Origin of the sequence: Sphingomonas aurantiaca, from assembly GCF_003050705.1 — a bacterium.
GTDB classification, from domain to species: Bacteria; Pseudomonadota; Alphaproteobacteria; order Sphingomonadales; family Sphingomonadaceae; genus Sphingomonas; species Sphingomonas aurantiaca.
The window spans coordinates 363,842-388,328 of sequence record NZ_QAOG01000002.1 but is presented as its reverse complement, the minus strand read 5'-3'; the positions used below and the strand labels follow the sequence as shown (position 1 = coordinate 388,328).

Genomic DNA, 24,487 nt, shown 5'->3' with positions numbered 1-24,487 from the left:
CTCCCGCAAGCGGGAGGGGAATGAAGATCTAGCCCCCCTCACGCAGCACACTCCCGCGCCACGCTGACGTCGTCGAACGGCAGCACCATATCGCCGACGATCTGCCCCTGCTCATGCCCCTTGCCCGCAATCAGCACGATATCCTCGGGCCCCGCCTCGCGCACCGCCGCCCCGATCGCCGCCCGCCGGTCGCCAATCTCCTCGGCCCCGCGCGCACCCTTGAGCACGTCGCTGCGGATCGCCCGCGCATCCTCGGTCCGCGGATTGTCGTCGGTCACGATCACGCGGTCAGCATGCTGCACCGCCACCTGCCCCATCGTCTCGCGCTTGCCCGTATCGCGGTCGCCGCCCGCGCCGAACACGACGATCAGCTTGCCGCCCGCATGCGGCTTCAGCGCGGCGATCGCGGCCTCCAGCGCATCGGGCGTATGCGCGTAATCGACATAGACCGGCGCACCCGACTTCGCGATCACCGCCCGCTCCAGCCGCCCGCGCACTGGCTGCAACCGCGCGAGGTTCGCGATCGTCGCAGCCACATCGCCGCCTGTCGCGATCACCAGCCCGGCGGACACCAAAGCATTCGCCGCCTGATACGCCCCGATCAGCGGCAGCGTCACCGTGTACGTCTGGCCGTCAGCCTCGATCGTCAGCCCTTGCCCCAGCAGAGTCGGATCACGTTCCACCAGCCGCAACGTCTCGCCCTGCGTGCCGACCGTCACCAGCCGGTTGCCGCGCTCGCGCGCCAGGTCGATCACGCGCGCCGCTTGCGGATCGTCCGCCCACACCACCGCGGTGCCATCGGTCGACAGCACTTCGGAGAACAATCGGATCTTGGCGGTGAAATACGCCGCCATGTCACCATGATAGTCGAGATGATCGCGGCTAAGGTTGGTGAACGCCGCCGCGGCCACCTTCAGCCCCTCGGTCCGGTACTGCGTCAGCCCGTGGCTCGACGCCTCGAACGCCAGATGAGTCACGCCTTCGCGCGCCAGCCCCGCGACGTTCGACAGGAACGTCACCACGTCGGGCGTCGTCAGCCCGGTCGTCACGCGCTCGTCGGCGGTCGTGACACCCAGCGTGCCGATCGACGCCGCATGAAAGCCCGCCATCCGCCACAGCTGCCGCGTCATCTCGACGCACGACGTCTTCCCGTTGGTCCCGGTGATCGCCACCGACGTCTCGGGAAACGGCGCGAAGAACTTCGCCGCCAGCTGCGCGAACCGCTCGCGCGGGGTCTCGTCGGCGATGTAGGCGGCGCCCTCGACGGTCAGCCCGGGCCGCGCGACCACCGCGATCGCGCCAGACCGGATCGCGTCGGCGATATAGTCCTCGCCGTTCACGCGCGCCCCCTCGAACGCGCCGAACACCGTACCCGGCGCGACCTTGCGGTGATCGATCGCGAACCCCGTCACCTGCGCCTCTTCCGTCCCGTCGGTCAGCGCTGACAGCTTCATTTGGTCGTCCTCATTGCCCGGTTGGCTGCGTACGGGTAGGGTCCTGCCACAAAGTCGGCACGATGTCAGACACGTCGATGTCGCGGTGCGCGTCGGGCACCACGCCCAGGATCGCGCCGACGCGCGAGATCGTCCGGCCCACCACCGGCGCGGTGTTCCATGCAGCTGTCTTCCACCCGGCGGTTTCCTTCGTGCCGAGCGGCGAATCGAGCATCGCCAGCACCACGTAGCGCGGCGCATCCATCGGGAACGCGGCGGCAAACGTCGCCACGTTGCGCGAATGGTCATAGCCGCCCGACACCGCCGCCTCGGCCGTGCCCGTCTTGCCGCCGACGCGGTAGCCCGGTGCATCGCCCTTGCGCCCCGTCCCGCGCTGCACGATCAGCCGCAGCATCTGCCGCATCCGCGCGCTGGTCTGCTCGGTGATGACACGGCGACCAACGGGCGCATGCCCCGGCGCGACCTTGAGCAGCGTCGCCGGCCGCCAGATCCCGCCATTGACCAACGCCGCATAAGCGCTGGCCAGATGTAATGGGGTCACCGCGATGCCGTGGCCATAAGCCGTCGTCATCGTCGTCGTGCGCGCCCAGTATTTCGGCCACAACGGGCGGCCCTTCTCGCGCAGCTCGATATCGGGCTTGGTGTCGAAGCCCAGTTTCTTGAACATCGTCTGCATCCGCGCCGGCCCGACCTCGTCGGCGACGCGCGCAGTGGCGATGTTCGACGAATAGATCAGCGTCTCCGCCATGTTCAGCCAGCGCTTGGGATCGCCGCGCTCGTCATGGATCGTAAAGCGGCCGACCTGCAACGGGTGTGTCGCGTCGAACCGCCGCGCGAACGACGTGACGACGCCGGTATCCATCGCGGTCGCCATCGTGATCGGCTTGAACGTCGATCCCAGCTCGAACACGCTCTGCGTCGTGATGTTGCGCAGCTCCTCGCTGCCCGCCATCCCGACGCGATTGGGGTTGAAGGTCGGCAGCGAGACCATCGCGATCACCTCGCCCGTCGCCACGTCGAGGACGATCCCGCCCGCGCCGCGCGCGGAGAAGGTCGTCATCGCGCGGCCCAGCTCGCTCTCCATCGCCGCCTGGACTCGGTTGTCGAGCGACAGCGCGACCGGCGTGCCGTTCAGCGCCGGGTTGGTCAGCCGCTCGTCGAGCACGCGTTCCATCCCGCTCATCCCGTGCCCCGCGGTCGACAGGAAGCCCAGCGCATGCGCCGCCATCGTCGATTGCGGGTACAGGCGCTGCGTGTCGCGGTCGAACACGATCGCAGGCTCGCCGATCGCATTGACCTGCTCGACGAGCGCGGGCGACGCGCGCCTCTGCAGATAGATGAAGCTCTTGCCCGACGTCAGCAGCGCATAATAATGCGCCTGGTCGCCCGCCTCGGGCATCAGCGCGGCCAGCTTGCTCGCGACCTCGGTCGGGTCGCCGATCAGCTTCTTGGGGTGGACCGCGATCGTCCACGCATCGATCGTCCGCGCCAGCGGCGCGCCGTTGCGATCGACGATGTCGCCGCGCGCCGCGATTATCGCCGCGCGCGCCTGCGGATCGGCGAGCGACGCCTGCACCGCCAGCATCCCCAGCCGCCCGATCACCACCAGCACCGCCGCGCCGAACAGGAACATCAGCATCATCAGGCGCGTATGCGCGGTCGCCACCAGCGCGTGACGCTGATTGGCGCTACGATGTTGCGCGACAGGCCGGGCGACCAAGGCGGTCACCGCCGCCGGCCGCTCTCGGAGCGGGCACCGCTCATGATGTCACCCAGAGTCGTATCGGACAGCAGCTTGCGGTCGAGCATCGCGACCGCCTGCGGCCGAACCTTGGCGACGGCCGCCAGGCGATCGGTCTTGGCCGCGCGGACGAGCGCCGCCTCGGCAGACCGCGGCGTCGCCACCGACGCACGGATCACCACCGGCTTCAGCGCGGTCTTCGACGCGGCCGCAATCGCGACGTTGATCGCGCGCGGCGCGCTCGCCTGTGCCATTTGCACCGGCGCGGGCGCGAGCTTCACGACCGCGGGCGCCGCCGTCACCGGAACGATCGGCGTCGACACGACCGACCCTGCCCCCGACGGCACCAGCAGCGCGGCGGTCTGGACCCCGTCCGCGCGCAGGCTGTTGACGTCGAGCGACGCGAGCGCAGCCTCGCTCACCACGAACTGGCCCGCGGTCGGCGCCGACAGCGCCAGCGTGTCGCCGTTCCATCGCTCGAGCTGCGCGAGGTTGCCGCGCGTGTCGAACTCGGTCTCCAGCGCGCGGATATCGCGCTGCGCCGACCGGATCTGGCCGTTGACCGCCTCCAGCTTCTTGCGCTCGGCGGCCACCTGCAGCGACACGAGGTAGAAACCGAGCACGACGGCGACACAGCCCCCGAACCAGCCCACACCCTTCATCCGATACGCCGCCGTCATGTCGTCACCTCTTCCGTCCAGGGTTGCGCGGAGGTCCGCCGCGCCGTCCGTAATGTCGCCGAGCGCGCGCGCGGATTGCGTGCGACCTCGGCCTCGCCGGCGCGCACACCGCGGCCGACATGAGAAAAACTCGGTTCCGCCGCGGCCTTCGCCTGCGGAAGATGACGCGAACCTGAAGGCGCCCCGCCCGAACGCGTGCGCAGGAAGCGCTTCACCATCCGGTCCTCGAGGCTGTGGAACGTCACGATCGCGAGGCGACCGCCGGGCTTCAGCACGCGCTCGGCGGCCAGCAACCCGTCCGCCAGCTCACCCAGCTCGCGGTTCACATGGATGCGAATCGCCTGGAACGCCCGCGTCGCGGGGTCCTTCTTGTCATGCGCCTTGTAGCCGAGCGCACGGCGGACGATGTGCGCCAGCTCGCCGGTCCGCGTCAGCGGGCGCGCCGCGACGATCGCGCGCGCCACGCGCCGCGACTTGGGCTCGTCGCCGTACTGGTACAGCACGTCGGCGATCTCGTTCTCGTCCGCCTCGTTGACGAAGTCCGCCGCCGACATGCCGGCCTGCGCCATCCGCATGTCGAGCGGGCCGTCCGACTGGAACGAGAAGCCGCGCTCGGCCTGGTCGAGCTGCATCGACGACACGCCGATGTCGAGAGTCACGCCGTCGACCGGTGCCAGCCCGCGCGCCTCGAGCTCGGACGCCATGGCCGAGAAGTCCGCGGCGATCAGCGTCAGCCCGTCTTCGGCGTCCTCGATCCCGCGGCCGGCGGCGATCGCATCAGGATCACGATCGAACGCGATCACGCGAGCGCCCGACTTGAGCAAGGCCAGCGTATAGCCGCCTGCGCCGAACGTGCCGTCGACTATCGTCTCGCCGGGCTCGGGGGCGAGCGCCGCCAGGACTTCGTCGAGCAGGACGGGGATATGCGGCGCGTCGGGGCTGCTCACAGCTGGACCCCCTTCTCGGCCATGTAGAAGCGCGCCATCTCCTTGACGACGGGGGGCATGCCGTCAGTGGCGATCAGCGTCGCGGGATCCCAGATCTCGATATAATCGAGCACGCCGTAGAAAAACGCATGGCCCTTGATGCCCGCATAGAAGCGCGGGAACGCAGGCATGATGAAGCGACCGGAGCCATCGAAGGGGACGGCTTCGCCCGACGCTGCGGCGCGTTTGATGTTATAGTCGTATTCGCCGTTCTCGGACGTGTTCTCGGATTCGCGGCGGTCGAGGCGCTCGGCGAGAATGTCGACATAGCCCGGATCATACGCGACCAGGCAGCGATTCTTCTGATGCGCGCCGATGATGATGGTCCCGCCGTCCTTGCCGTTCGCCTTGGGCGCATTTGCGGAAAGTGTCGTGCGGAGCGCCGAGGGGATGGCTACCCGGCCCTTGTCGTCGACAAGGCCGATACCGTCTCCTTGATAGCGACCCCGTACCGACACGCCAAAACCCTTCGAAATGGCGCACACGCCTCACCATCTCGGAACGCGACTCTCGCCGCGTTCCGACCGCGCTGACAGCTAACGGTGAACGTGCCCCTGTATTAACCTCCATCTACCATAGAGGTCCGGGGACGCAACGGGATTTTTGGGGATTGGACGGAATTGCGACGAGTTTCGCGCGTCGCTTCGGGGGGAATTTCGGTGCACATCGGACTCGATCCGGGCAGTCTGCGGGGTGTTGCCGGGGAAATCCAGGGATTTGGCCGATATCGATGCACGCTGGTGTCTCGAACCGCGCTCCGGGCCGAATGCGACAGGCCGAATGCCTTCCGCAAAGTGCCGTACGCTGAATGCGCCACGTGTAAGGCCGGACACCGGACGCGAGACGGCGGACGGCGGACACTTGACGGCTAACGGCGAGGACCGAGAGTAAACTATCGCATCGCACGCCCAAACCGTCACCCCAGCGAAAGCTGGGGTATCCCCATGTGACTCCCGTCGCCTGCCACGCTGGAGACCCCAGCTTCCGCTGGGGTGACGATATAGGTGTTGATCCGAGTGACGAGCGCGGCGTGGTTTCAGGCAACGATCCGAGTTGCGATCCGGGTGACGCTCCGCCAACGACACCCGCCACGCGAGACGCTGCCACTCAGCCCAAAACCCCAACGCCCCCAGCGCCAACTACTGCGCAGGCGCCTGCGAATTGGCGCTCGGCGCGACCCCCATCTCGGCGAGTGGTTCGCCTGCCCCCGCCGGGTCGACCAGATTCGAAACGCCCATGTTCGCGACCACGTCCGGCTGCGCGGTGCCCGCGGTCGCGACCGGGCGCTCGCGGTTGGCCGAGCCGATGATCGCGCTTGCCAGCCCGACCAGAAGGACGACCGCCGCCAGCCCGATCATGCCGACCTTGATGCGCTGCGCCGTCTGCGAGGGGTCATGTGGTAACTTCATCTTGCCGCGCCAGGATACCCGACCATCGCGCCGCTGTCGATTCCCGCGCATCCGGGCGATCAGCCGAGCCCCTTGGCCGCACGCCATGCCGGATCGTACAGCGTCGAGAGATAGCGGAATCCGGTATCGCACAGGATCGTCGCGATCCGCTTGCCCGGCCCCAGATGCCGCGCGAGCGCCACCGCGCCCGCGACGTTGATCCCCGACGACAGCCCCAGGCACAGCCCTTCCTCGTCGAGCAGCCGGCGGACCCATGCATAGCCCTCCTGGTCCGAGATGCGGAACTGCGTGTCGATCGGCGCACCCTCCAGGTTGGCGGTGATCCGGCCCTGCCCGATTCCCTCGGCGGCCGACGATCCCTCGGACTTCAGCTCGCCATGCGCGTAATAGTTATACAGCGCAGCGCCGTGCGGATCGCTCAGCGCGATGCAGACGGACTCGTCCTTCGCCTTGAGGCCCAGCCCGACGCCGGCGATCGTCCCGCCGGTTCCCGCCGCGCAGGTAAAGCCGTCGACGCGTCCGTCCATCTGCGCCCAGATCTCCTCGGCGGTGCCGACGATATGCGCGCGGCGGTTGGCGGTATTGTCGAACTGGTTCGCCCAGATTGCCCCCGGCGTCTCCTCGGCGATCCGGCGCGAGGTGTGGACGAAATGGCAGGGCGACGAGAAGGCGGCGGCGGGGACGAGCACCAGCTCGGCGCCCAGCGCGCGCAACGTGTCCATCTTCTCGCGGCTCTGCGTCTCGGGCATGACGATGATCGTCTTGTAGCCCTTGGCATTGGCGACCAGCGCCAGGCCGATCCCGGTATTGCCCGCGGTCCCCTCGACGATCGTCCCGCCGGGCTGGAGCAGCCCGCGCTGCTCGGCATCCTCGACGATGAACAGCGCGGCGCGATCCTTCACCGACGCGCCGGGGTTCGCATATTCGCACTTGCCGAAGATATCGCAGCCGGTGGCCTCGCTGGGGCCCTTCAAGCGAACGAGGGGGGTATTGCCGATCAGGGCGAGCGTATCAGGTGTCGTTTGCATGGGGCATATGTGGCGTCCCCGGCAAGTTCGGGCAAGCGAGCGAAACTTTGCCGCGCCAAAATCGATGCTCGCGGCCCGGTCGTCGCGGATCTGCCACGGTTCGTCACCGGCCCGGCGCCCGCGTGGCGCACGCCCGGCGCGCGAAGGGCCATAAGCCTTGACGCTCCATGCTGCATGCGCGAAGCGATGTTTCGCTATGAAAATTCTCCCCATGACCGCCGTCGCCGCGCTGCTCGTGCTGGCTGCCTGCAACTCCAAGCCTGCTTCGCCCGAGGTGATTGATACCAATCCCGATCCGATGGCGAACACGCTCGCGAACGCCGCACCGGTCGTGCTGCCGCCCGCGATCAAGTCCGAGCAGACGCTGCGCTGCAAGGACAACAGCCTGCTCTACGTGACGTTCTTCCAGGGCGACAAGCAGGCCGTGGTCCGCACCAAGAAGGGCGGCACCGCGACCACGCTGAAGGCCGACGTCGCCGGCGCGCCCAAGACCGCCGAGGGCGGCTGGTCGATGACGGGCGACGAGACCAGCGTCACGCTGACCGCACCGGGCAAGTCGGCACAGACCTGCCACGCCTGATTTCGGGTCGATTGCGATAGTCCTGACGGCCGGCGGTTCATCCGCCGGCCGTTTTTCTTTGTGCCGCGCGCTCTTGCCCTTGCCGCCACGGACCGGCACCGTAGCGCGATGGCAACAGTTGCGATCTACAGCCTCAAGGGCGGCGTCGGGAAGACGACGCTTTCGGTGAACCTGGCGTGGTGCGCCGCAACCTTGTCCGCGCGCCGCACCTTGCTCTGGGATCTCGACCCGCAGGCCGCGTCGACCTGGGTGCTCGGCGGCCCCGGCAAGGCGGATCAGGCGCAGGCGATGTTCTCGAAGGACATCGCCGTCGCCAAGCAGGCGCGGCCGACCGCCTATCGCCACCTCGATCTGATCGCCGCCGACGCGTCGCTGCGCGGTCTCGACCAGCTGTTCCACGATCTCGACAAGAAGAAGCGCCTCGCCAAGCTGCTGGGCGAGCTTGCCGGCTATGACCGCGTGATCCTCGATTGCCCGCCCGGGCTGACCGAGACCGCGGATCAGGTCATGCGCGCCGCCGACCTGATCGTGATCCCCGTCATCCCCTCGCCCCTCTCGACGCGCGCCTATGACGCGGTCGTCCAGCATCTCGGCGGCCGCACCGCGCTGCTCCCGGTCCACGTCATGGTCGACAAGCGCCGCGCGCTCCATGCCGAGGCGCTGGCGCGGCACCCCGACTGGCCGGTGATCCCGATGGCCAGCGGGATCGAATCGATGGCGGTCAAGCGCGCGCCGGTCGGCGTGTTCGCGCCCCGATCGGCCGCCGCGCAGGCGTTCGCCGAGCTGTGGCGCCGGATCGAACTCCGGCTCTCCGCATGACCGACATCCTCGACCCGCAGCTCGTGCTCGGCGCCTATTCGGTCGGCGTGTTCCCGATGGCCGACAGCCGCGACGCCGCCAGCGTCTATTGGGTCGAGCCGCGCCGCCGCGCGGTCCTGCCGCTCGACGGCTTCCAGCTCTCGCGCTCGCTCAAGAAGACGATCGCCGCCGACCGGTTCCAGATCACCGTCGACACCGCGTTCGAGCGCGTCGTGCAGCTCTGCGCCGAAAGCGTCGAGGGCCGCCCCGAGACGTGGATCAACGACGGGATCGAACGCGTCTTCCAAACGCTGCACGCGATGGGTTTCGCGCATTCGGTCGAATGCTGGGACGGCGGCAAGCTCGTCGGCGGGCTCTACGGCCTGGCGCTAGGCCGCGCGTTCTTCGGCGAGAGCATGGTAAGCCGCGCCACCGACGCCTCGAAGGTCGCGCTGGCGCACCTCGTCGCGCGGCTGCGTGCCGGCGGGTTCACCCTGCTCGACTGCCAGTTCCAGACCTCGCACCTCGCCTCGCTCGGCGCGATCGAGATCGACCGCGCGGATTACGTGGCGTTGCTGGCGGGTGCGCTCGACGGCGCGCTCGGCCCCGCGTCGTCGGTCGTGGGCGCGTCGGCAGCAGGCGATTTCCGCGCGCTCGATCGCTTGGCGGGCAAGGCCTCGGCGACCGGCGCGGTATCGGGCCCGGTCGCGGGGAAGGTCATCGCGCAGCTCTTGGTCCACACGTCGTAGATCGGATGCTGCACCGCGTTCAGCGCGGGGCGTTCCTTGTACAGCCAGCCCGAGAAGCTCCGCCGCCATTTCGTGTCGACTCCGCGCACCAGCACCTGCACGAACGCGCCGGTCAGCTGCTCCTGCTCCCACGGCGCGGTCTGTTCGCATGCGCGCAGCCGCAGCACGACATCGCCCATCCGAGTCGCCTGGCCGGGCTTGAGCGTCACCTCGCGGGTTTCGCCGTTACGCTTGTTGAGCAGGCCGAGCACCGCGACGCGCTGCGCCATCGGCGTGCCGCCGGTGGCGATCGTCGCAGCACCGGTGTCGATCGTCTCGATCGAGGAATTCGCCGGCTCCTCGGCGCCCGGCAGCTCCTGCTGGACCGCCGCCACCTTCGCCACAGGCGTGGTGAGCGCGCGGTAACCGAACCACCCGCCCACCCCCAGCACCACGACCAACACGGCCGCGGCGAGCCAGCGCATGATCACCCTTCTGGCGTCCAGGCTTCGTAGTCGCCCGTGGCCGCGGCCCGCTTGCCACCCATTTCGAGCGCACCGGACGGCCGATAGGCGAGCGCAGTGCCGGTCATGTTGGGGACCGCCGGCTTCTGCCAGGCGCGGATCGGCGGCAGTGCGCGATCGGGCACATCGTCGACCTGGTGATGCAGCCAGCTGAACCACGCGGGCGGCACGCGGCTCGCGTCGGTGGCGCCCTGATAGATCACCCAGCGGCGCGGATTACCCGCGGTATCCTTGCCGCCCTGGTAATAGACGTTGCCGAGCGCGTCCTCGCCCATCTTCGCCATGCTGCGCAGGCCGAATTTGGTGCCGAGGGTGGCGCCGTTCCACCACGTGAAAGTCGATGCGAGAAAGCCCATGCGCCGCGCTTAACCCGAGTGAGGGCGGGCTTCAACCATGATGATGCGGCAGGCCGGCAAAGTCCGCGACCGAGAGCGCGACCCAGCCGATAAACGCTGTCGCCCGCCCGCTTAGTCGGCGCGCTTGTCCCACGTCACCAGGTCGCCCTCGGCGATCCCCAGTTCGGCGGACCGGCCGCCCATCAGCTCGAGCACCGCCCCGACCGGCTCGCCCGACGGCACCGGCGTTTCCGAGAACGGCACCGTGTTCTCGGCGATCCGCGCGATCGTGCCGTCCGCGCGGATATAGAGGATATCCAGCGAACTCGGCGTGTTCTTCATCCAGAAGCTCGCATCCACCGGCGCGCCACCCGTCGAGGGATAGGGCCAGAACAGCATCCCGCCGTCTGGCTTCAGGTCGGTGCGATACATCAGCCCGCGCGCCTGCTCGTCCTGCGTCTTGGCGCTCTCGACCGTGAACGCATGCGTCCCGTTCGTGCTCTTGATCGTCAGCTTCAGCGTCGCGACCTTGGCCGCCTCGGTCTTATCGCCGCTGTTCATATACGCCACACCCCCGGCGCCGACGCCCAACGCCAGCACCCCGGCCAGCACGGCCTTCGCAACCAAACTCATCCAAGTCCCTCTTCGACTGCAACGGCAAGCGGCCCCTTGCGCCCTGCGACGACGCGGGCGCGCAGCGGCTGCTCGGGCTCGACCGTCTCGATCCCGGCGCGACGTAGCGTTTCCATATGGACGAAGACGTCGCTGCCATCCGAACCCCGTACCAGAAAGCCATAGCCCTTCAACCGGTTGAACCATTTGACCGACACCGGCTCGAACGGTCCGGCGGCGTCGATCATCGCGATCGGATCGATCCGGTCGGGCGATGCGGGCGCGCGGACAGGCTCCTCGACCGCGTTGGTCATGTCGATCGAGACGATCTCCCGCGCCTGGAACCCGCGGCCACGCTGGACCGACAGCGTCTCGACCCGCGCGCCCTCGGGCAGGCTGCGGCGGCCATGCGGTTGCAACACCGAGAAATGCACGAGGATATCGCCGACAGTCGCGTCGTCCGCGACCGCGAAGCCGAACCCGCGCGTCACGTCGAACCATTTGATCACGCCGCCGATCGCGCGCACCTCGACGGCGTCCGGGGCAGCCACGAAGGCCTGCCCCGCAACGATGTCCGAAATCGGCCCCCCGACCGCGGCTTTACCCTCGCCCTCGACCGCGACACTTACCGCGATCATCGTTGATCCGGTTTGCGTCGTCATGGCCGCACCCTGCTGCGTCTACGCATTGTTACACCCCTGAACCCTAGCTAGCATGCTTCGTCCCGGTCGCAACGAATCCGTTGCAATATCTCAGCCGAAATCGATCGATTCCGGGTCATCGGATGGCGGCGTCGCAACAATTTTACGCGCCAGATCGAACCGGTGCCCCGCCCGCAACATCGCGCCGAGCTGTTTGTCGTGGAGCTTTCGATCGCCCTCTCCGCTGCCATAGGGCCCGATTCGCTTGCGCCGCGCAAAGGCGAGCGCCGATTCGACCGCGCGATCCGCGATCGCGGGCGCGACCGAGTCCGCATCGCCCTCGTCGATTCCCGCCTCACGAAACGCCCCCGCGACCCGCCGGGCGCCCAGCCCGCGCCGCTGCATCGCCGCCGCGCGCTGCTCGGCAAAGGCGCGGTCGTCGACATAGCCGAGATCGGCCATGCGCTGCGCGAGTTCGGCGGGATCGGCCGGTGCCGCCGCCGCGCCATCGTCCCAGCCGCGCTCACGGATCTTGCGCCCCAGATAGTCTGTCAGCCGCCCCCGCGTCGTCGCGAACCGTTCGACATAGCGCAGCGCCATCCGCTCCAGCGCCGCGGCGTCGAGCGGTTTGGGGGGCGCGCGCTCGCCGCCACGGGCGCCACCACGCCCAGCGGCGCGCGCTTTGCCGCGCTTTTCGGGACGCCCAGGCGCCTGATCGGGGTCGTCATCGTCGGACACGCCATCATTGTGCCACACTGACACCCGAAGTTGAACGGCTAGAGTTGAGATAGGCGTGGTGCGTTCAGCCGCCATGCCGGGCACGACGCCAGAGACAGGAACTGCGATGACGACCGAAACGCTTCACAAGGACGGCCAGACCGCGGCGACGATCGTCGCGACGCCGACCGAGGACGTGCTGCCGCGCCGTTTCGCCGATTTCGGTACGCTGGGCGAAGCGCTCGATTACGCCGCGACCGGTAACCGCGGGCTTAATTTCCATGACGCGCGCGGCACGTTGTCGCAGCCTTATCCCTATGCGCAGCTGCGCACCGATGCGCGCGCGATGGCCGATCGCCTGATCGCCGCGGGCGTCGGCCCCGCCGATCGCATCGCGCTGGTCGCCGAAACCGGTCCCGAATTCGCCGCTTTGTTCTTCGGTGTCGTCTATGCCGGCGCATGGCCCGTGCCGCTGCCGCTGCCGACCTCGTTCGGCGGTCGCGATTCGTACATCGAACAGCTCCGCGTCCAGCTCGCGAGCTGCGATCCGAAGATGCTGATTTTCCCGCCCGAACTCGCGCAGATGGCGGGCGAGGCCGCGCGGCTGTCGGGCACCGTCGGGATCGACTGGTCCGAGTTCGTCTCGCGCGAGGCGCCGGTTGCGGCCCTGCTCGAGGCGAAGCCCGACGACATCGCGTATCTGCAATATTCCAGCGGCTCGACGCGGTTTCCGCACGGCGTCGTCATCACGCACGCGGCGTTGCTCAACAACCTCGCCGCGCACAGCCACGGCATGGCGGTGTGCGACACCGATCGCTGCGTATCGTGGTTGCCCTGGTACCACGACATGGGGCTGGTCGGCTGCTTCCTGTCGCCGATCGCCAACCAGGTCTCGACCGATTATCTCAAGACCGAGGATTTCGCGCGGCGTCCGCTCGCCTGGCTCGATCTCATCAGCCGCAACACGGGCACCACGCTCAGCTATTCGCCGACCTTCGGCTACGATATCTGCGCGCGTCGCATGTCGAGCCAGACCAAGGCAAGCGACCGGTTCGACCTGTCGCGCTGGCGTGTTGCCGGCAATGGTGCCGACATGATCCGCCCCGACGTGATGCAGTCGTTCGTCGACGCGTTCGCCGATGCGGGCTTCAAGGCGACCGCGTTCCTCCCGAGCTACGGCCTTGCCGAGGCGACGCTCGCGGTCTCGCTGATGCCGCCGGGCGAAGGCATCCGCGTCGAGCTCGTCGAGGAAACACAGCTTTCGGGCGGGAGCCGCGGCAATGACCGCCCCCAGCGCTACCGGGCGATCGTCAATTGCGGCAAGCCCGTCCGCGACATGCGGATCGAGATTCGCGAAGAGGACGGCACCCCCCTCCCCGACCGCGCGATCGGCAAGGTCTGGTGCAGCGGCAAGTCGGTAATGGTCGGCTATTTCCGCGACGATGCCGCGACCGAGGCGTGCATGGCGGACGGATGGCTCGATACCGGCGACATGGGCTATATGTCCGACGGCTACATCTACATCGTCGGCCGCGCCAAGGACATGATCATCGTCAACGGCAAGAACCACTGGCCGCAGGACATCGAATGGGCGGTGGAACAGCTGCCGGGCTTCAAGGCGGGCGACATCGCCGCGTTCGCGATTACCACGCCCGGCGGCGAGGAGACCCCCGCCGTGCTGGTCCAGTGCCGCAGCTCGGACGAGTCCGAGCGGCTTCGCCTGCGCGACGAAATCCGCGAGCGGGTCCGCTCGGTCACCGGGATGAACTGCCTGATCGAACTCATCCCGCCGCGCACCTTGCCGCGCACCTCGTCGGGCAAGCTGAGCCGGGCCAAGGCGCGCAACCTGTATCTCAGTGGCGACATCAAACCCTATGATATCGCCGCGTAACGGACTGACAGCGTCATAAGTGGCGGCGTTTCCGTTAGATTTGACCAAAACGAGGTTAGTTGGATCCGAATTGGGGCAGTACATACGTTCTGATAACCAGCCGATCCGTATGACAGCAGCGTGACCACGTCCCCGCCTCTTCCGTCGAGCCGCATTGCCGTCGACATCGCCACGCTGTTGGGGATGCGCGAGGGCGGCGATCCGGTGTTCTGGAGCCGGATTCGTGCCGGGCAGTTGTTTGCGGGGCGTCGCGTCGCGCTGTTCCTGCTCGCCAGCAACATCCTGGCGACGCTCGCGATCGCCTGGCTGGTCCGCGGCATCGTCCCGCACTGGCAGATTGCGGCCTGGGTGCCGCTGGTCGTCGCCGCCGCGGTGTGGGTGGGGTTTCGCCGACTTGCCACGCATCCTCGCGGCGACGGCTATGCCAGCCTGCGCGATCTGCGCCGCACGATGTGGGACGGCTTCGTCCTCGCGCTCGCTTGGTCCGCGGTGCCGGTGTTCTTCTGCACGCACGCGCCGACCGGGACGACCGCGGGGCTGGGCCTGACGCTCGCGGTGCTGATGGCGACCGCGGCGCTGGCGATGGCGCCGCTCGCGCTCGCGACGCTCGTGTTCCTCGGTTATCTCGGCGCGGCGATGGTCGTGCAGATGGCGTTTGCGGGCAGTTCGGCCGCTGCGCTCGGGCTGTTCCTATTCACCGGCTTGCTGATGGCCGCGTGCCTCCACCGCGCGCGCGCGCTCGTCGTGATCCGCGCGGGCGAACTCGTGCTCGACGATCGCAACGAGACAGTCAGCCTGCTGCTCGGCGATTTCGATGCCACGGGGGCGCACTGGCTCTGGGAGACCGACTCGAACCGGCGCATCGTCAAGGCCGGCGTGCGGTTCGCGTCCGCCTGCGGGATCGATCCCGCCAGCCTCAATGGCCTGCCACTGCTCCAGGTGCTGGCGGGCCCCTCCTGGGACACCGGCGAGTTCGATTCCGGGCTGCGGACGCTCGCCGAACGGCTGAAAAGGCGCGAGAGCTTCCGCGAACTGCGCCTCCCCGTCCGGATCGACGGCGAGGATCGCTGGTGGGAAATGGCCGCCTCGCCCCGCTTCGACGACCATGGCGAATTTTACGGCTTTCTTGGTGTCAGCGCCGACATAACCCAACAACGCAATTTGGCGGACAAGATCAACCGGATGGCGCGCTTCGATACGCTGACCGGGCTGCCCAACCGGCTGATGGTCAACGAGACGCTCGTCAAGGCGATGGCGGACGCGGATCGCTGGGGTGGCCGCTATGCGTTCATGATGCTCGATCTCGATCGCTTCAAGGCGGTCAACGACACGCTTGGCCACCCGATCGGGGATCGACTGCTGGGGCGCGTCTCGGAGCGGATCCAGCAGTTGATGGGCGTCAACGAGATTTGCGGCCGGCTCGGCGGCGACGAATTCGCGGTCGTGATCCGCGACGCCGGCGATACCGCCGCAGTCGAGCGGCTTGCCGAACGGATCATCGCCGCGCTGTCGCAGCCCTATGAGATCGACGCGCATACGCTCCATATCGGCGCGAGTATCGGGTTGGCGATGGGCCCCCGCGATGGGCGCACCGCCGAGATGCTGGTCCGGTCGGCCGATCTCGCGCTGTACCGCGCAAAGGATGCGGGACGCGGCGTCTTTCGCCGGTACGAGCCCGAACTGCACGTGCAGGCGGAAGAGCGCCGGGTGCTCGAGGCGGCGTTGCGCGAAGCGATCGAGAATGGCGAGATGCACCTCGTCTACCAGCCGATCGTCGAGACCGGCAGCCAGCTGCCCTGCGGCTTCGAGGCGCTGCTACGCTGGACCAGTCGCGAATTCGGCAGCGTGTTACCCGCCAAGTTCATCGCGCTCGCCGAGGAGACCCGGCTGATCGGGCCGATCGGGGCGTGGGTGGTCCGGACCGCGTGCGAGGAGGCTGCGCGCTGGCCATCCGACATGCGGATCGCGGTCAACGTCTCCGCCGACCAGCTGCGCAATCCCGGTTTCGTCACCACGATCGCGTCGGCGCTCGCGAGCACCGGCGTCTCACCCGAACGGCTCGAGCTCGAGGTGACCGAAAGCGTGTTCATGCACGAAGGCCTCGGCGCGACCCAGATTCTTGACCGGGTCGCCGAACTCGGCGTGCGCCTCAGCCTCGACGATTTCGGCTCGGGTCATTCGTCGCTCGGCTATCTCAGCCGCACGCGCTTTTCCTCGCTGAAGATCGACCGAAACTTTGTCCGCGACGCCGCTGGCGGGCTGCGCGAAGCGGTGGCGATCGTCCGCGCCGGGATCGCGCTTGCGACGAGCCTGGGGATGGACACGACTGCAGAGGGAATCGAAACCAAAGCCGAACTCGGCGTCCTTCACGAGCTTGGCTGCACGCATGCGCAGGGTTTCTATTTCGGCCGACCGATGTCCGTCGAAGACGCCCGCGCGCTCGCCAACCGCGAGTGGAAAGACGCGGTCGCCGCCTAATCGCGCGCGATCACCGGCGGCGTTCGCGCCCTGCAAAGCTCACCACGCTCTCCGCGCCATCGGCCGAAACTGCTGAGACACCGACAAAGCTGTCGTCGACCGGAACCTGCGCCAGTACAATCTGCGGGTTAGCCCCGGTTGCCGGCACGTCGCGCGCGTTGGTCCAATCCTGCGTGTCGTTGCGCCGCCAGCGCACGCGGTACGTCGTCGCGTTCGGGACCGCGCGCCACTTGACCGTCGTGTCGCGCGACAATGCGCCCGCGATCGACACGTCCTCGGGCGCGGCGGGCGCAGCCGCGATCCGGGCGAGCGTCGCGACGTTGAGCGCGGTCACCTTCGTGAGATAGGCGAAGTCCATGCCCTCGATCGTGTCGCCATAGACCACGCCGTTCTCGGTCCGCAGGTCCTGATGCTGGCGGTCCCAATTCTCGGCCGCGACCGAGAATCGGACCGCCGGATAGCCAAGCTTGAGGAACGGCTCGTGGTCACCACCACGGCCGAACCGGTCCGGCCGGCGGTCGAGCATCACATCGAGCCCGCCCGGCACGTCGCCCGCCACCCCGTCGATCGCCTTGGCCAGCGCCCGGCTCGGGCCATCGTCCTCGCCGCCTTCTGCGCGCCGGCCCTGTTGCGCGACCAGATCCTCCGACGCGCGAATACCTTCGGAGAATACGCGAACCCTGTCGGCGACGCGTACGCCGCCCTGGCCGACGGTATTGCCGACGATGTCATTGTTCAGCATTGCCGAGACGTCCCAGCCCCGTGCCTTGACGGTGTCGGCGAGCAGTTCGGCGCCCCAAAGGCCTTGCTCCTCGCCCGAGAATACCGCGTAGACGATGGTCGCATCGAACTGACGCTGCGACAGGATGCGCGCGGCCTCCAGCACCAGCGCGACGCCCGACGCGTTGTCGTTGGCGCCGGGTGCGTCCGAGGTGACGTTCATCACGTCGGTCACGCGGCTGTCGATATGCGCGCCGACGATCACGACGCGGGTTGGATCGCGCCCTTTCTGGATCCCCAGTACATCCTCGACCACGACGCCGGTCGGTGCACGCGGCCCGGTGAACCTGCGCGCGATCCGGTCGACCACGATGCACCCGCCGCACGACGCGCCGAGCTGCGTGAACCGCGCCGCCGCCCAGTTCCGCGCCGCGCCGATCCCACGTTTTGGATCGGTCGTCGTCGATGCCGTGTGTCGCGTTCCGAAACCGACCATCGTCGTAACATCGGCCTTCAACCGGGTGGTCGACGGTGCGGGAAACCGGGCTGGCTGGGGAGCGGGAGAGGCGGCGGCTGCCAGAAGCAGCGGTACGGCGATTATCGGCATCGCCGAACCGTGCCGCGATCGGCGCCGTGGCTCAAGCCCTTAGTGCGCCTATCGAAATTGGGCACGCGATGCGGACTGCCCGCACAGCGCAGGCATTGTAAGAGGCTTACAAAAACACTGATTGATCGGAACATGATCGAAGTGTGATAGCTTCTTCATGATCTCTGCTAAACATATGTTTGGCTTGGAGGAACGGTCGATGGTGATAGGGCATTCAATCTCGAATGCAGACGGCGTTATCCAGGTGATCGATGCACCGGTCGCGACGATGTTGCAGCGCGATCGCGACCAATTGATTGGCATGTCGTATATGTCGATCACACATCCCGATGATCTCGCCGTCAATTTGACGAAAGTTGCCGCGTTACAGTCGAACGGGCAGTCGGCGAAAATACGCAAACGCTATATCGGTGGCACGGGCAATGTCATCCTGATGGAGGTCCAGGTTTCGCGACTGGCGGGATGCGATGGCGGTTATTTGGTAGGTACCTTGTCGACGATAGACGACACGGACGATCTTGAGATGGCGCCCTATCGGATGTGGCGCCGCGCGCGCGAATTTCTCGATGTCATGCGCGCGCGCGATTCCATCCTCGGGGCGGATCTGTTCGCCGATCATGCCTGGACGATCCTGCTACTGACCTATGTCGCCGAAGCTGAGGGTCGGATCGCGTCGACCGCGACGATCGCCGAACATCTGGCGCTATCGCCGACGACGATCGCACGCTGGCTGCGCGTGCTGCAGTCCAAGGCGCTGTTCGAGCCGGTCCTGCCCGATATCGACGCGCTGCAACTCACGCAGAGCGGGATGAAAAAGGTCGAACAGCTCCTCGAGCAGCGGCTCGCCTTACCGGTCGCCTAAGCAATCGTGGCATTCGGTGCGGCGGGCCAGGCTTAACTCAATCGGTCGATCGCCTCGCGAGTCAGTGATCCCGGGATGATCATCACCGGCACCGGCAGCGCGCCCGCATCGGCGCCCGTGAAATGCGCGATCAGTTCCCCCGGCGCCCCCGTTGCCGCGGCCCCAAGCACCAGCGCCGCGATCTCCGGGTTCGCTGCGATCATCTCGCGGATGATCCTGGGTCCCTCGCCTTCGCGCACCGTGATCGACGGGCGCAGCCCCGATTCTTCCAACAATGTGCCCGCCGCCGCCGCGACCAGGCCCTGGGCATGGAGATGCGCCTCCTCCTCGATCGTCGCCTGGACGCCGCCGAACGCGATGAACTCCTGCGGCGGGATCACGGTGAGGATCTCGACGCCGCCGCCGGTCTTCACGGCGCGGCGCGCGGCAAAGCGCAGCGCGATGCCCGCTTCGGGACTGTCGTCGATCACCACCAGATAAATGCGCATTTTCGCCCCCGTTATTGCCGGTAATTGGGCCGCAGCGGGTCGATACGCAAGTGCGGCGGGGTTGACCCGAGCGGACGAGGGCGCGAGTAGGCATGCCGTTACGTCACGCCCTGGGGAAATCCATGTCGATCGAGATCAAGATGCCTGCGCTGTCCCCGACCATGGAGGAGGGTACCCTCGCCAAATGGTTGATCAAGGAAGGCGACGTCGTGAAATCCGGCGACCTTATGGCCGAGATCGAGACCGACAAGGCGACGATGGAATTCGAAGCCGTCGATGAAGGCACCGTCGTCAAGATCCTCGTCGCCGAGGGTACCGACAATGTGAAGGTCGGCACCATCATCGCGATCATCGCCGAAGAGGGCGAGGACGCGTCGTCGGTGTCCGCTCCGACCAAGAGCGAGACGCCCGAGCCCGCCGCCAAGGAATCGGAAGCCAAGCCCGATCCGAAGGATCCCAACGACACCGGCAGCGAGGCCAAGCCCGTAGCCCGCACCGAGGTGTCGGCCGAGGATCACGGCCGTCCCGCAGATGCCGGCCCCGCCGCGTCGGGTGACCGCGTCAAGGCGAGCCCGCTCGCGCGCCGTCTCGCCGCCGACAAGGGCATCGATCTCGGCACCGTGCCGGGTTCGGGGCCGCGGGGTCGCATCGTCAAGGCCGACGTCGAGAGCGCAAAGCCGGGTGCCGCCACGGTTGCTGCCAAGGACGAAGCCGCCGCGCCGACCGCGGCCGCGGCCCCCGCGCCTGTCGCAAAGCCTGCGACCGTGCCGGATATCCCACATGAGGCGACCAAGCTCAGCAACGTGCGCAAGACGATCGCGCGTCGCCTGACCGAATCGAAGCAGACCGTTCCGCACATCTACCTGACAGTGAACATCCGCCTCGACGCGCTGCTCAAGCTGCGCGGCGAGCTGAACAAGAGCCTCGAATCGCGCGGCGTGAAGCTGTCGGTCAACGATCTGCTGATCAAGGCGCAGGCCGTCGCACTGATGCAGGTGCCGACCTGCAACGTGATGTTCACGCCCGATCAGCTGATCACCTTCCAGCGCGCCGACATCTCGGTCGCGGTCAGCACGCCGTCGGGTCTGATCACGCCGATCATCGTCGGGGCGGACACCGCCTCTCTCTCGTCGATCTCGACGCAGATGAAGGACCTCGCCGCACGCGCCCGCGACGGCAAGCTGAAGCCCGAGGAATATCAGGGCGGCACCGCCTCGATCAGCAACATGGGCATGTTCGGCATTACGCAGTTTGATGCGGTCATCAACCCGCCGCAGGCGATGATCCTCGCGGTCGGCGCGGGTGAGAAGCGTCCGTACGTCGTCGGCGACGAACTGACCGTCGCTACCGTGATGTCGGCGACCGGCAGCTTCGATCACCGCGCGATCGACGGTGCGGACGGCGCGCAGTTCATGAAGGCGTTCAAGCATCTGGTCGAGAACCCGCTGGGCATGCTCGCCTGAGATGGGGCTGATCGCGTCGTTCCGGTCGCTTTCGGGCACCACCATCGAGATCCTGCACATCGTCGCAGGGCTCGTGGCGGCGGTCGCGATGACCTGGGCGGCGGCATGGTCCTACCCGCTCGGGCAGGACGTGATCTGGACGTGCGGTGCGGCAGCGATGGTCGCGACGCTGGCGATGGGTATCCGGCCACTGCGCCGCGCCCGTCGTCTCGACCAGCAGACCCGCAGGACTGAAGCATGACCGAACTACCGCCTGAGAAGGCTCCGACCATCCGCGTCACCGCGATGCCCGCCGATGCCAACCCGTATGGCGACATTTTCGGCGGCTGGCTGATGGGGCAGATGGATCTTGCCGCCGGCTCGGTCGCCTCGCGACGCAGCGGCGGCCGTGCCGTCACGATCGCGGCGGACGCGATGAAATTCCACATGCCCGTCGTCGTCGGTGACGAAGTCTCGGTCTACGCCGACCTGAACACGGTCGGCCGTACGTCGATGACGATCGAGGTCGAGGCGTGGCGCCGCGCGCGCCACAGCAACGACAGCTGCAAGGTCACGCAGGCGCGTTTCATTTTCGTGGCTGTCGGCGACGACCGCAAACCGCGGCCCGTGCCGCCCGAAACCAACTGATTTTTGAAGGACTCTCACGTGGCTGATAACTTCGACCTCGTCATCCTCGGTTCCGGCCCCGGCGGGTACGTCGCCGCGATCCGCGCGTCGCAACTCGGCCTGAAGGTCGCGATCGTCGAGCGCGAGCGGCTCGGCGGCATCTGCCTCAACTGGGGCTGCATCCCGACCAAGGCGCTGCTGCGCACGTCGGAAATCTATCACTACATGCAGAACGCCGAGAGCTATGGCCTGAAGGCGGACAATGTCGGCTTCGATCTCGCCAAGGTCGTCGACCGCAGCCGCAAGGTCGCGGGCCAGCTGAACGCGGGCGTGAAGGGCCTGATGAAGAAGAACAAGGTGACCGTCGTCGAAGGCGTCGGCACCGTGACCGCCAAAGGCAAGCTGAGCGTCAAGCAAGGCGACAAGACCGTCGAGCTCGAAGCCAAGAACATCATCGTCGCGACCGGCGCGCGCGCGCGCGACCTGCCGTTCGCCAAGGCCGACGGGAAGGTCATCTGGACCTATCGTCACGCGATGGTACCGACCGAGATGCCGACCAAGCTGCTGGTCATCGGATCGGGCGCGATCGGCGTCGAATTCGCCAGCTTCTACAACGACATGGGCGCCGACGTGACGATCGTCGAGATGCTCCCGCGGATCCTGCCGGTCGAGGACGAGGAAGTCTCCGCGTTTATGGACAAGGCGCTGACGAAGCAGGGTATCACGCTCCTGACCGGCACGGGCCTCGAAGGTCTGGCGCCATCGGGCAGCGGCGTCACCGCGAAGATCAAGCACAAGGACGGCAAGGTCGTCGAGGAGACGTTCAGCCACGCGATCGTCGCGATCGGCATCGTCCCCAACACCGAGAATATCGGGCTGGAAGCGCTCGGCGTCGAAACCGACCGCGGGCACATCAAGACCGACGGCTATGGCCGCACGAACGTCGACGGCATCTGGGCGATCGGCGACGTCACTGGCGCGCCGTGGCTCGCGCACAAGGCCAGCCATGAGGGCATCATCGCGGTCGAGAAGATCGCAGGCGGGTCGCCGCACCAGATGGACAAGGCCAACATCCCCGGCTGCACCTATTCGCGCCCGCAGGTCGCAAGCGTCGGCATGACCGAGGCGAAGGCCAAGGAAGCCGGCTACGAGCTGAAGGTCGGCAAATTCCCGTTCATCGGCAACGGCAAGGCGATCGCGCTCGGCGAGGCCGAGGGTTTCGTGAAGACGGTGTTCGACGCGAAGACCGGCGAGCTGCTCGGCGCGCACATGGTCGGTGCGGAAGTCACCGAGCTGATCCAGGGCTATGTCGTCGCGCGCCAGCTCGAGACGACCGAGGCCGAGCTGATGGAGACGGTGTTCGCGCATCCCACGCTCAGCGAGATGATGCACGAGAGCGTCCTCGGCGCGTACGGCCGGTCGATCCACTACTGATCGCACGATCCTCCCCCGCAAGGGGGAGGGTCGGCATCCGTCACGTCGCCTGCAACCGGCCGACCGGGCCGGACCAACCATCCCGTTTCGGCCCTATTGCGCTTGACCGCGGCGTGGCGCTCTTCAAAGGGTGCCGCACGCCACGCGGGGTCCGGTGTTTCGAATCTCGCAGCCTGTAAGCCACCGGTGCGAGACCTGCGAATGCCGATCGACCCTGCACCGCGCGCCTTGGCCCGCCCCACCCTCATCGCCGCTGCCGCGCTGTGTCTCGCCTCGCTCGCGCTCTTCTGGCCGGGTACCGCGATGTACGACACCGTCGCGCAATATCGTCAGGTGCTGGCGGGCGTGTACGACGACTGGCATCCGCCGGCGATGGCGCGCGTTTGGGCGCTACTCGCACCGTTCGGACCCGGTGCGACGCCGATGCTCGTCCTGCAACTCGCGACCTACTGGCTCGGCCTCGGGCTCCTCGCCGGCGCGCTCGCGCGCATCGGGCGACAGCGGAGCGCCGCCGCGATCCTCGTCATCGGCCTGCTCCCGCCCTTCCTCGGCTGGCAGGGCGTGGTCCTCAAGGACGCGCAACTCGCCGGCGCGCTGCTCGCGGCGGTCGGCATCATCGGCTGGTGGCGCCTCGCCGGCCGGCGCCTCCCGCGTGCGATGTGGATCCCGGTGACGCTGCTGCTTGGCTATGCGGTGCTGGTCCGCGCGAACGCGGTGTTCATCGTCGTGCCGCTCGTCGTCACCCTCGCGCCCCGCCCCACACATCCGCTCGCCAAGCTCGCGAGCGCGCTCGCCGGAATTGTCGTCGTCCTGGGCGTCGCACCGGTCGTCAACCATCAGCTGCTCCACGCGCAGCGCAGCGGGGTGGAGGCGACGCAGGCGCTCTACGACCTCGCCGGCATCGCCGCGCGCGCACCCGACAGCGACACCACCGGCCTGACCGGCCCGGAGGCGGCGACCGTGCGTGCACGCCGTTGCGCGACGCCGTTCTTCTGGGATCCGCTCGGCGACGACGCGCATTGCGGCACGACGATGGCGCGGCTGAGGGCACTGCCCACCGCGACGCTGTACGTCACGCTCGCATCGGCGGCGCTGCATCATCCGATCGCCTATGCCGGGCACCGCATGGCGCATCTCAATTCGACCGAGCGCTGGCTCGTCCCGTTCCGCTGGCCCAACGCCGCGCCGCCGGCCACGTCAGAGCCCAACACGCTCGGCCTCGCCAACCCCAACGCAGCCGCGCGCGCCTGGGAAAGCCTGACCGCCGCGATCGTCGAGACCCCGCTGGGCTGGCCGATCGCCTGGATCGTCGTTGCGATCACCGCGCTGGCCGCCGGCCTGTCGCGGCCGCGCGGGCCGGCGCGGGACATCGCCAGCGCACTGCTGGTCTCCGCGCTCGCGCTGGAGGCCAGTTTCGCGGTCCTGAGCATCGCGTCGGACCTGCGCTATCACCTGTGGCCGATGATCGCGACCGCGGTGGCCAGCGTCCTGCTGTCCGATCGCCCCGCGCCCCGGCGTGTCGCCCGCGCCGGCATCGCCGCGCTGCTGCTGGTCGTAGCCGGCGGCGTGGCAGCGCGCGCGCTCCTGCCGCTCCCGCCGCAGACCTATGCCGGCATGCTGGGCTGATCGCCCGCCCCGCGCACAAAATCGATGAGGGTTCGGTCAGTCGCGTGCGTATGGTGGCTGTGCAGCAGGGAAGGGCGTG

General features: G+C 67.8%; 24 protein-coding genes and 1 pseudogene. 11 read left to right on the top strand and 14 right to left on the bottom strand.

Features of this window, described 5'->3' with window-relative positions:
* Window positions 1-38 precede the first annotated feature (38 nt).
* The 7 genes from C8J26_RS07215 to C8J26_RS07185 all read right to left on the bottom strand — a co-directional run bounded on the left by C8J26_RS07215 (window position 39) and on the right by C8J26_RS07185 (window position 7,298).
* A complete protein-coding gene (locus C8J26_RS07215) occupies window positions 39-1,454 on the bottom strand; it encodes a UDP-N-acetylmuramoyl-L-alanyl-D-glutamate--2,6-diaminopimelate ligase (RefSeq protein ID WP_107957320.1) in 1,416 nt (471 codons plus the stop codon).
* Between the two features lie 10 nt (window positions 1,455-1,464).
* Window positions 1,465-3,183 (bottom strand): peptidoglycan D,D-transpeptidase FtsI family protein, encoded by a 1,719-nt coding sequence (locus C8J26_RS07210; protein ID WP_107957319.1) that lies wholly within the window; start codon window positions 3,181-3,183, stop codon window positions 1,465-1,467.
* Window positions 3,180-3,875 (bottom strand): RodZ family helix-turn-helix domain-containing protein, encoded by a 696-nt coding sequence (locus tag C8J26_RS07205; RefSeq protein ID WP_056417518.1) that lies wholly within the window; start codon window positions 3,873-3,875, stop codon window positions 3,180-3,182. The genes C8J26_RS07210 and C8J26_RS07205 overlap by 4 nt, the downstream gene beginning before the upstream one ends.
* The gene (gene rsmH / locus C8J26_RS07200) at window positions 3,872-4,822 is read right to left on the bottom strand and encodes a 16S rRNA (cytosine(1402)-N(4))-methyltransferase RsmH (protein WP_107957318.1); all 951 of its coding nucleotides are present in this window, start codon (window positions 4,820-4,822) and stop codon (window positions 3,872-3,874) included. Before rsmH ends, C8J26_RS07205 begins: the two co-directional genes overlap by 4 nt.
* Window positions 4,819-5,319 carry a division/cell wall cluster transcriptional repressor MraZ gene (locus C8J26_RS07195; RefSeq protein ID WP_056052920.1) on the bottom strand — a complete coding sequence of 167 codons (501 nt, stop codon included), beginning with the start codon at window positions 5,317-5,319 and terminating at the stop codon, window positions 4,819-4,821. The genes rsmH and C8J26_RS07195 overlap by 4 nt, the downstream gene beginning before the upstream one ends.
* A gap of 681 nt (window positions 5,320-6,000) precedes the next feature.
* The gene (locus C8J26_RS07190) at window positions 6,001-6,270 is read right to left on the bottom strand and encodes a hypothetical protein (protein ID WP_107957600.1); all 270 of its coding nucleotides are present in this window, start codon (window positions 6,268-6,270) and stop codon (window positions 6,001-6,003) included.
* 59 nt (window positions 6,271-6,329) lie between these two features.
* The gene (locus tag C8J26_RS07185; RefSeq protein WP_107957317.1) at window positions 6,330-7,298 is read right to left on the bottom strand and encodes a cysteine synthase A; all 969 of its coding nucleotides are present in this window, start codon (window positions 7,296-7,298) and stop codon (window positions 6,330-6,332) included.
* Between the two features lie 196 nt (window positions 7,299-7,494).
* On the opposite strand from C8J26_RS07185, the gene C8J26_RS07180 reads away from it, so the two are divergent.
* The 3 genes from C8J26_RS07180 (at window position 7,495) to aat (ending at window position 9,425) form a co-directional block, all read left to right on the top strand.
* Window positions 7,495-7,878 carry a hypothetical protein gene (locus C8J26_RS07180; protein ID WP_107957316.1) on the top strand — a complete coding sequence of 128 codons (384 nt, stop codon included), beginning with the start codon at window positions 7,495-7,497 and terminating at the stop codon, window positions 7,876-7,878.
* A 108-nt stretch (window positions 7,879-7,986) separates the two neighbouring features.
* The gene (locus C8J26_RS07175; protein WP_107957315.1) at window positions 7,987-8,697 is read left to right on the top strand and encodes a ParA family protein; all 711 of its coding nucleotides are present in this window, start codon (window positions 7,987-7,989) and stop codon (window positions 8,695-8,697) included.
* Entirely contained in the window at window positions 8,694-9,425 is a 732-nt protein-coding gene (gene aat, locus C8J26_RS07170) for a leucyl/phenylalanyl-tRNA--protein transferase (RefSeq protein WP_107957314.1), read from the top strand. Before C8J26_RS07175 ends, aat begins: the two co-directional genes overlap by 4 nt.
* A 35-nt stretch (window positions 9,426-9,460) precedes the next feature.
* Here the strand turns inward: aat and C8J26_RS20850 are convergent.
* The 5 genes and pseudogenes from C8J26_RS20850 to C8J26_RS07145 all read right to left on the bottom strand — a co-directional run.
* Window positions 9,461-9,694, bottom strand: a pseudogene (locus C8J26_RS20850) (DUF2155 domain-containing protein); the annotation flags it as partial.
* Between the two features lie 197 nt (window positions 9,695-9,891).
* Window positions 9,892-10,284: an NADH:ubiquinone oxidoreductase subunit NDUFA12 gene (locus C8J26_RS07160; RefSeq protein WP_107957313.1), complete on the bottom strand. Its 393-nt coding sequence runs from the start codon at window positions 10,282-10,284 to the stop codon at window positions 9,892-9,894.
* Window positions 10,285-10,395: 111 nt separating this feature from the next.
* Entirely contained in the window at window positions 10,396-10,896 is a 501-nt protein-coding gene (locus C8J26_RS07155; protein WP_107957312.1) for a DUF192 domain-containing protein, read from the bottom strand.
* Complete coding sequence (locus C8J26_RS07150) at window positions 10,893-11,537, bottom strand: cold-shock protein (protein WP_244185209.1); 645 nt, start codon at window positions 11,535-11,537, stop codon at window positions 10,893-10,895. Before C8J26_RS07150 ends, C8J26_RS07155 begins: the two co-directional genes overlap by 4 nt.
* A 90-nt stretch (window positions 11,538-11,627) precedes the next feature.
* The gene (locus tag C8J26_RS07145; protein ID WP_107957598.1) at window positions 11,628-12,116 is read right to left on the bottom strand and encodes a regulatory protein RecX; all 489 of its coding nucleotides are present in this window, start codon (window positions 12,114-12,116) and stop codon (window positions 11,628-11,630) included.
* A gap of 244 nt (window positions 12,117-12,360) precedes the next feature.
* Between C8J26_RS07145 and C8J26_RS07140 the strand changes: the two genes are divergently transcribed.
* Together C8J26_RS07140 and C8J26_RS07135 are read left to right on the top strand one after the other, a co-directional pair.
* A complete protein-coding gene (locus tag C8J26_RS07140; protein ID WP_107957311.1) occupies window positions 12,361-14,124 on the top strand; it encodes a fatty acyl-AMP ligase in 1,764 nt (587 codons plus the stop codon).
* 120 nt (window positions 14,125-14,244) lie between these two features.
* Window positions 14,245-16,602, top strand: coding sequence for a putative bifunctional diguanylate cyclase/phosphodiesterase (locus C8J26_RS07135; RefSeq protein ID WP_244185208.1), 2,358 nt, complete (start codon window positions 14,245-14,247; stop codon window positions 16,600-16,602).
* Between the two features lie 10 nt (window positions 16,603-16,612).
* Here C8J26_RS07135 and C8J26_RS07130 read toward each other — a convergent pair whose 3' ends face one another.
* Window positions 16,613-17,929 carry a M20/M25/M40 family metallo-hydrolase gene (locus C8J26_RS07130; RefSeq protein ID WP_107957310.1) on the bottom strand — a complete coding sequence of 439 codons (1,317 nt, stop codon included), beginning with the start codon at window positions 17,927-17,929 and terminating at the stop codon, window positions 16,613-16,615.
* A gap of 157 nt (window positions 17,930-18,086) precedes the next feature.
* Between C8J26_RS07130 and C8J26_RS07125 the strand changes: the two genes are divergently transcribed.
* Window positions 18,087-18,791, top strand: coding sequence for a PAS domain-containing protein (locus C8J26_RS07125; RefSeq protein WP_107957309.1), 705 nt, complete (start codon window positions 18,087-18,089; stop codon window positions 18,789-18,791).
* A gap of 32 nt (window positions 18,792-18,823) precedes the next feature.
* On the opposite strand, the gene C8J26_RS07120 is transcribed toward C8J26_RS07125, so the two are convergent.
* Window positions 18,824-19,279, bottom strand: coding sequence for a universal stress protein (locus C8J26_RS07120; protein WP_107957308.1), 456 nt, complete (start codon window positions 19,277-19,279; stop codon window positions 18,824-18,826).
* Window positions 19,280-19,401: 122 nt separating this feature from the next.
* Between C8J26_RS07120 and C8J26_RS07115 the strand changes: the two genes are divergently transcribed.
* From C8J26_RS07115 to C8J26_RS07095, 5 genes are all read left to right on the top strand, one after another.
* Entirely contained in the window at window positions 19,402-20,742 is a 1,341-nt protein-coding gene (locus C8J26_RS07115) for a pyruvate dehydrogenase complex dihydrolipoamide acetyltransferase (protein ID WP_107957307.1), read from the top strand.
* A gap of 1 nt (window position 20,743) precedes the next feature.
* The gene (locus tag C8J26_RS07110; RefSeq protein ID WP_107957306.1) at window positions 20,744-20,983 is read left to right on the top strand and encodes a hypothetical protein; all 240 of its coding nucleotides are present in this window, start codon (window positions 20,744-20,746) and stop codon (window positions 20,981-20,983) included.
* Window positions 20,980-21,369, top strand: coding sequence for an acyl-CoA thioesterase (locus tag C8J26_RS07105; protein ID WP_107957305.1), 390 nt, complete (start codon window positions 20,980-20,982; stop codon window positions 21,367-21,369). Before C8J26_RS07110 ends, C8J26_RS07105 begins: the two co-directional genes overlap by 4 nt.
* An 18-nt stretch (window positions 21,370-21,387) precedes the next feature.
* Window positions 21,388-22,782, top strand: coding sequence for a dihydrolipoyl dehydrogenase (gene lpdA / locus C8J26_RS07100; RefSeq protein ID WP_107957304.1), 1,395 nt, complete (start codon window positions 21,388-21,390; stop codon window positions 22,780-22,782).
* A 201-nt stretch (window positions 22,783-22,983) separates the two neighbouring features.
* Window positions 22,984-24,408 (top strand): hypothetical protein, encoded by a 1,425-nt coding sequence (locus tag C8J26_RS07095; protein ID WP_107957303.1) that lies wholly within the window; start codon window positions 22,984-22,986, stop codon window positions 24,406-24,408.
* Window positions 24,409-24,487: the final 79 nt, after the last annotated feature.

Bases quoted from the DNA above. Each gene is read 5' to 3' on its own strand.
- C8J26_RS07180 (WP_107957316.1), top strand. From the start codon at position 7,495: ATGAAAATTCTCCCCATGACCGCCGTCGCCGCGCTGCTCGTGCTGGCT.
- aat (WP_107957314.1), top strand. From the start codon at position 8,694: ATGACCGACATCCTCGACCCGCAGCTCGTGCTCGGCGCCTATTCGGTC.
- C8J26_RS07145 (WP_107957598.1), bottom strand. From the start codon at position 12,116: ATGGCGCTGCGCTATGTCGAACGGTTCGCGACGACGCGGGGGCGGCTG.
- C8J26_RS07160 (WP_107957313.1), bottom strand. From the start codon at position 10,284: ATGGGCTTTCTCGCATCGACTTTCACGTGGTGGAACGGCGCCACCCTC.
- C8J26_RS07205 (WP_056417518.1), bottom strand. From the start codon at position 3,875: ATGACGGCGGCGTATCGGATGAAGGGTGTGGGCTGGTTCGGGGGCTGT.
- C8J26_RS07110 (WP_107957306.1), top strand. From the start codon at position 20,744: ATGGGGCTGATCGCGTCGTTCCGGTCGCTTTCGGGCACCACCATCGAG.
- C8J26_RS07130 (WP_107957310.1), bottom strand. From the start codon at position 17,929: ATGCCGATAATCGCCGTACCGCTGCTTCTGGCAGCCGCCGCCTCTCCC.
- C8J26_RS07115 (WP_107957307.1), top strand. From the start codon at position 19,402: ATGTCGATCGAGATCAAGATGCCTGCGCTGTCCCCGACCATGGAGGAG.
- C8J26_RS07125 (WP_107957309.1), top strand. From the start codon at position 18,087: ATGATCTCTGCTAAACATATGTTTGGCTTGGAGGAACGGTCGATGGTG.
- C8J26_RS07190 (WP_107957600.1), bottom strand. From the start codon at position 6,270: ATGAAGTTACCACATGACCCCTCGCAGACGGCGCAGCGCATCAAGGTC.
- C8J26_RS07185 (WP_107957317.1), bottom strand. From the start codon at position 7,298: ATGCAAACGACACCTGATACGCTCGCCCTGATCGGCAATACCCCCCTC.
- C8J26_RS07140 (WP_107957311.1), top strand. From the start codon at position 12,361: ATGACGACCGAAACGCTTCACAAGGACGGCCAGACCGCGGCGACGATC.
- C8J26_RS07095 (WP_107957303.1), top strand. From the start codon at position 22,984: ATGCCGATCGACCCTGCACCGCGCGCCTTGGCCCGCCCCACCCTCATC.
- C8J26_RS07155 (WP_107957312.1), bottom strand. From the start codon at position 10,896: ATGAGTTTGGTTGCGAAGGCCGTGCTGGCCGGGGTGCTGGCGTTGGGC.
- C8J26_RS07120 (WP_107957308.1), bottom strand. From the start codon at position 19,279: ATGCGCATTTATCTGGTGGTGATCGACGACAGTCCCGAAGCGGGCATC.
- C8J26_RS07150 (WP_244185209.1), bottom strand. From the start codon at position 11,537: ATGACGACGCAAACCGGATCAACGATGATCGCGGTAAGTGTCGCGGTC.
- C8J26_RS07215 (WP_107957320.1), bottom strand. From the start codon at position 1,454: ATGAAGCTGTCAGCGCTGACCGACGGGACGGAAGAGGCGCAGGTGACG.
- C8J26_RS07105 (WP_107957305.1), top strand. From the start codon at position 20,980: ATGACCGAACTACCGCCTGAGAAGGCTCCGACCATCCGCGTCACCGCG.
- C8J26_RS07175 (WP_107957315.1), top strand. From the start codon at position 7,987: ATGGCAACAGTTGCGATCTACAGCCTCAAGGGCGGCGTCGGGAAGACG.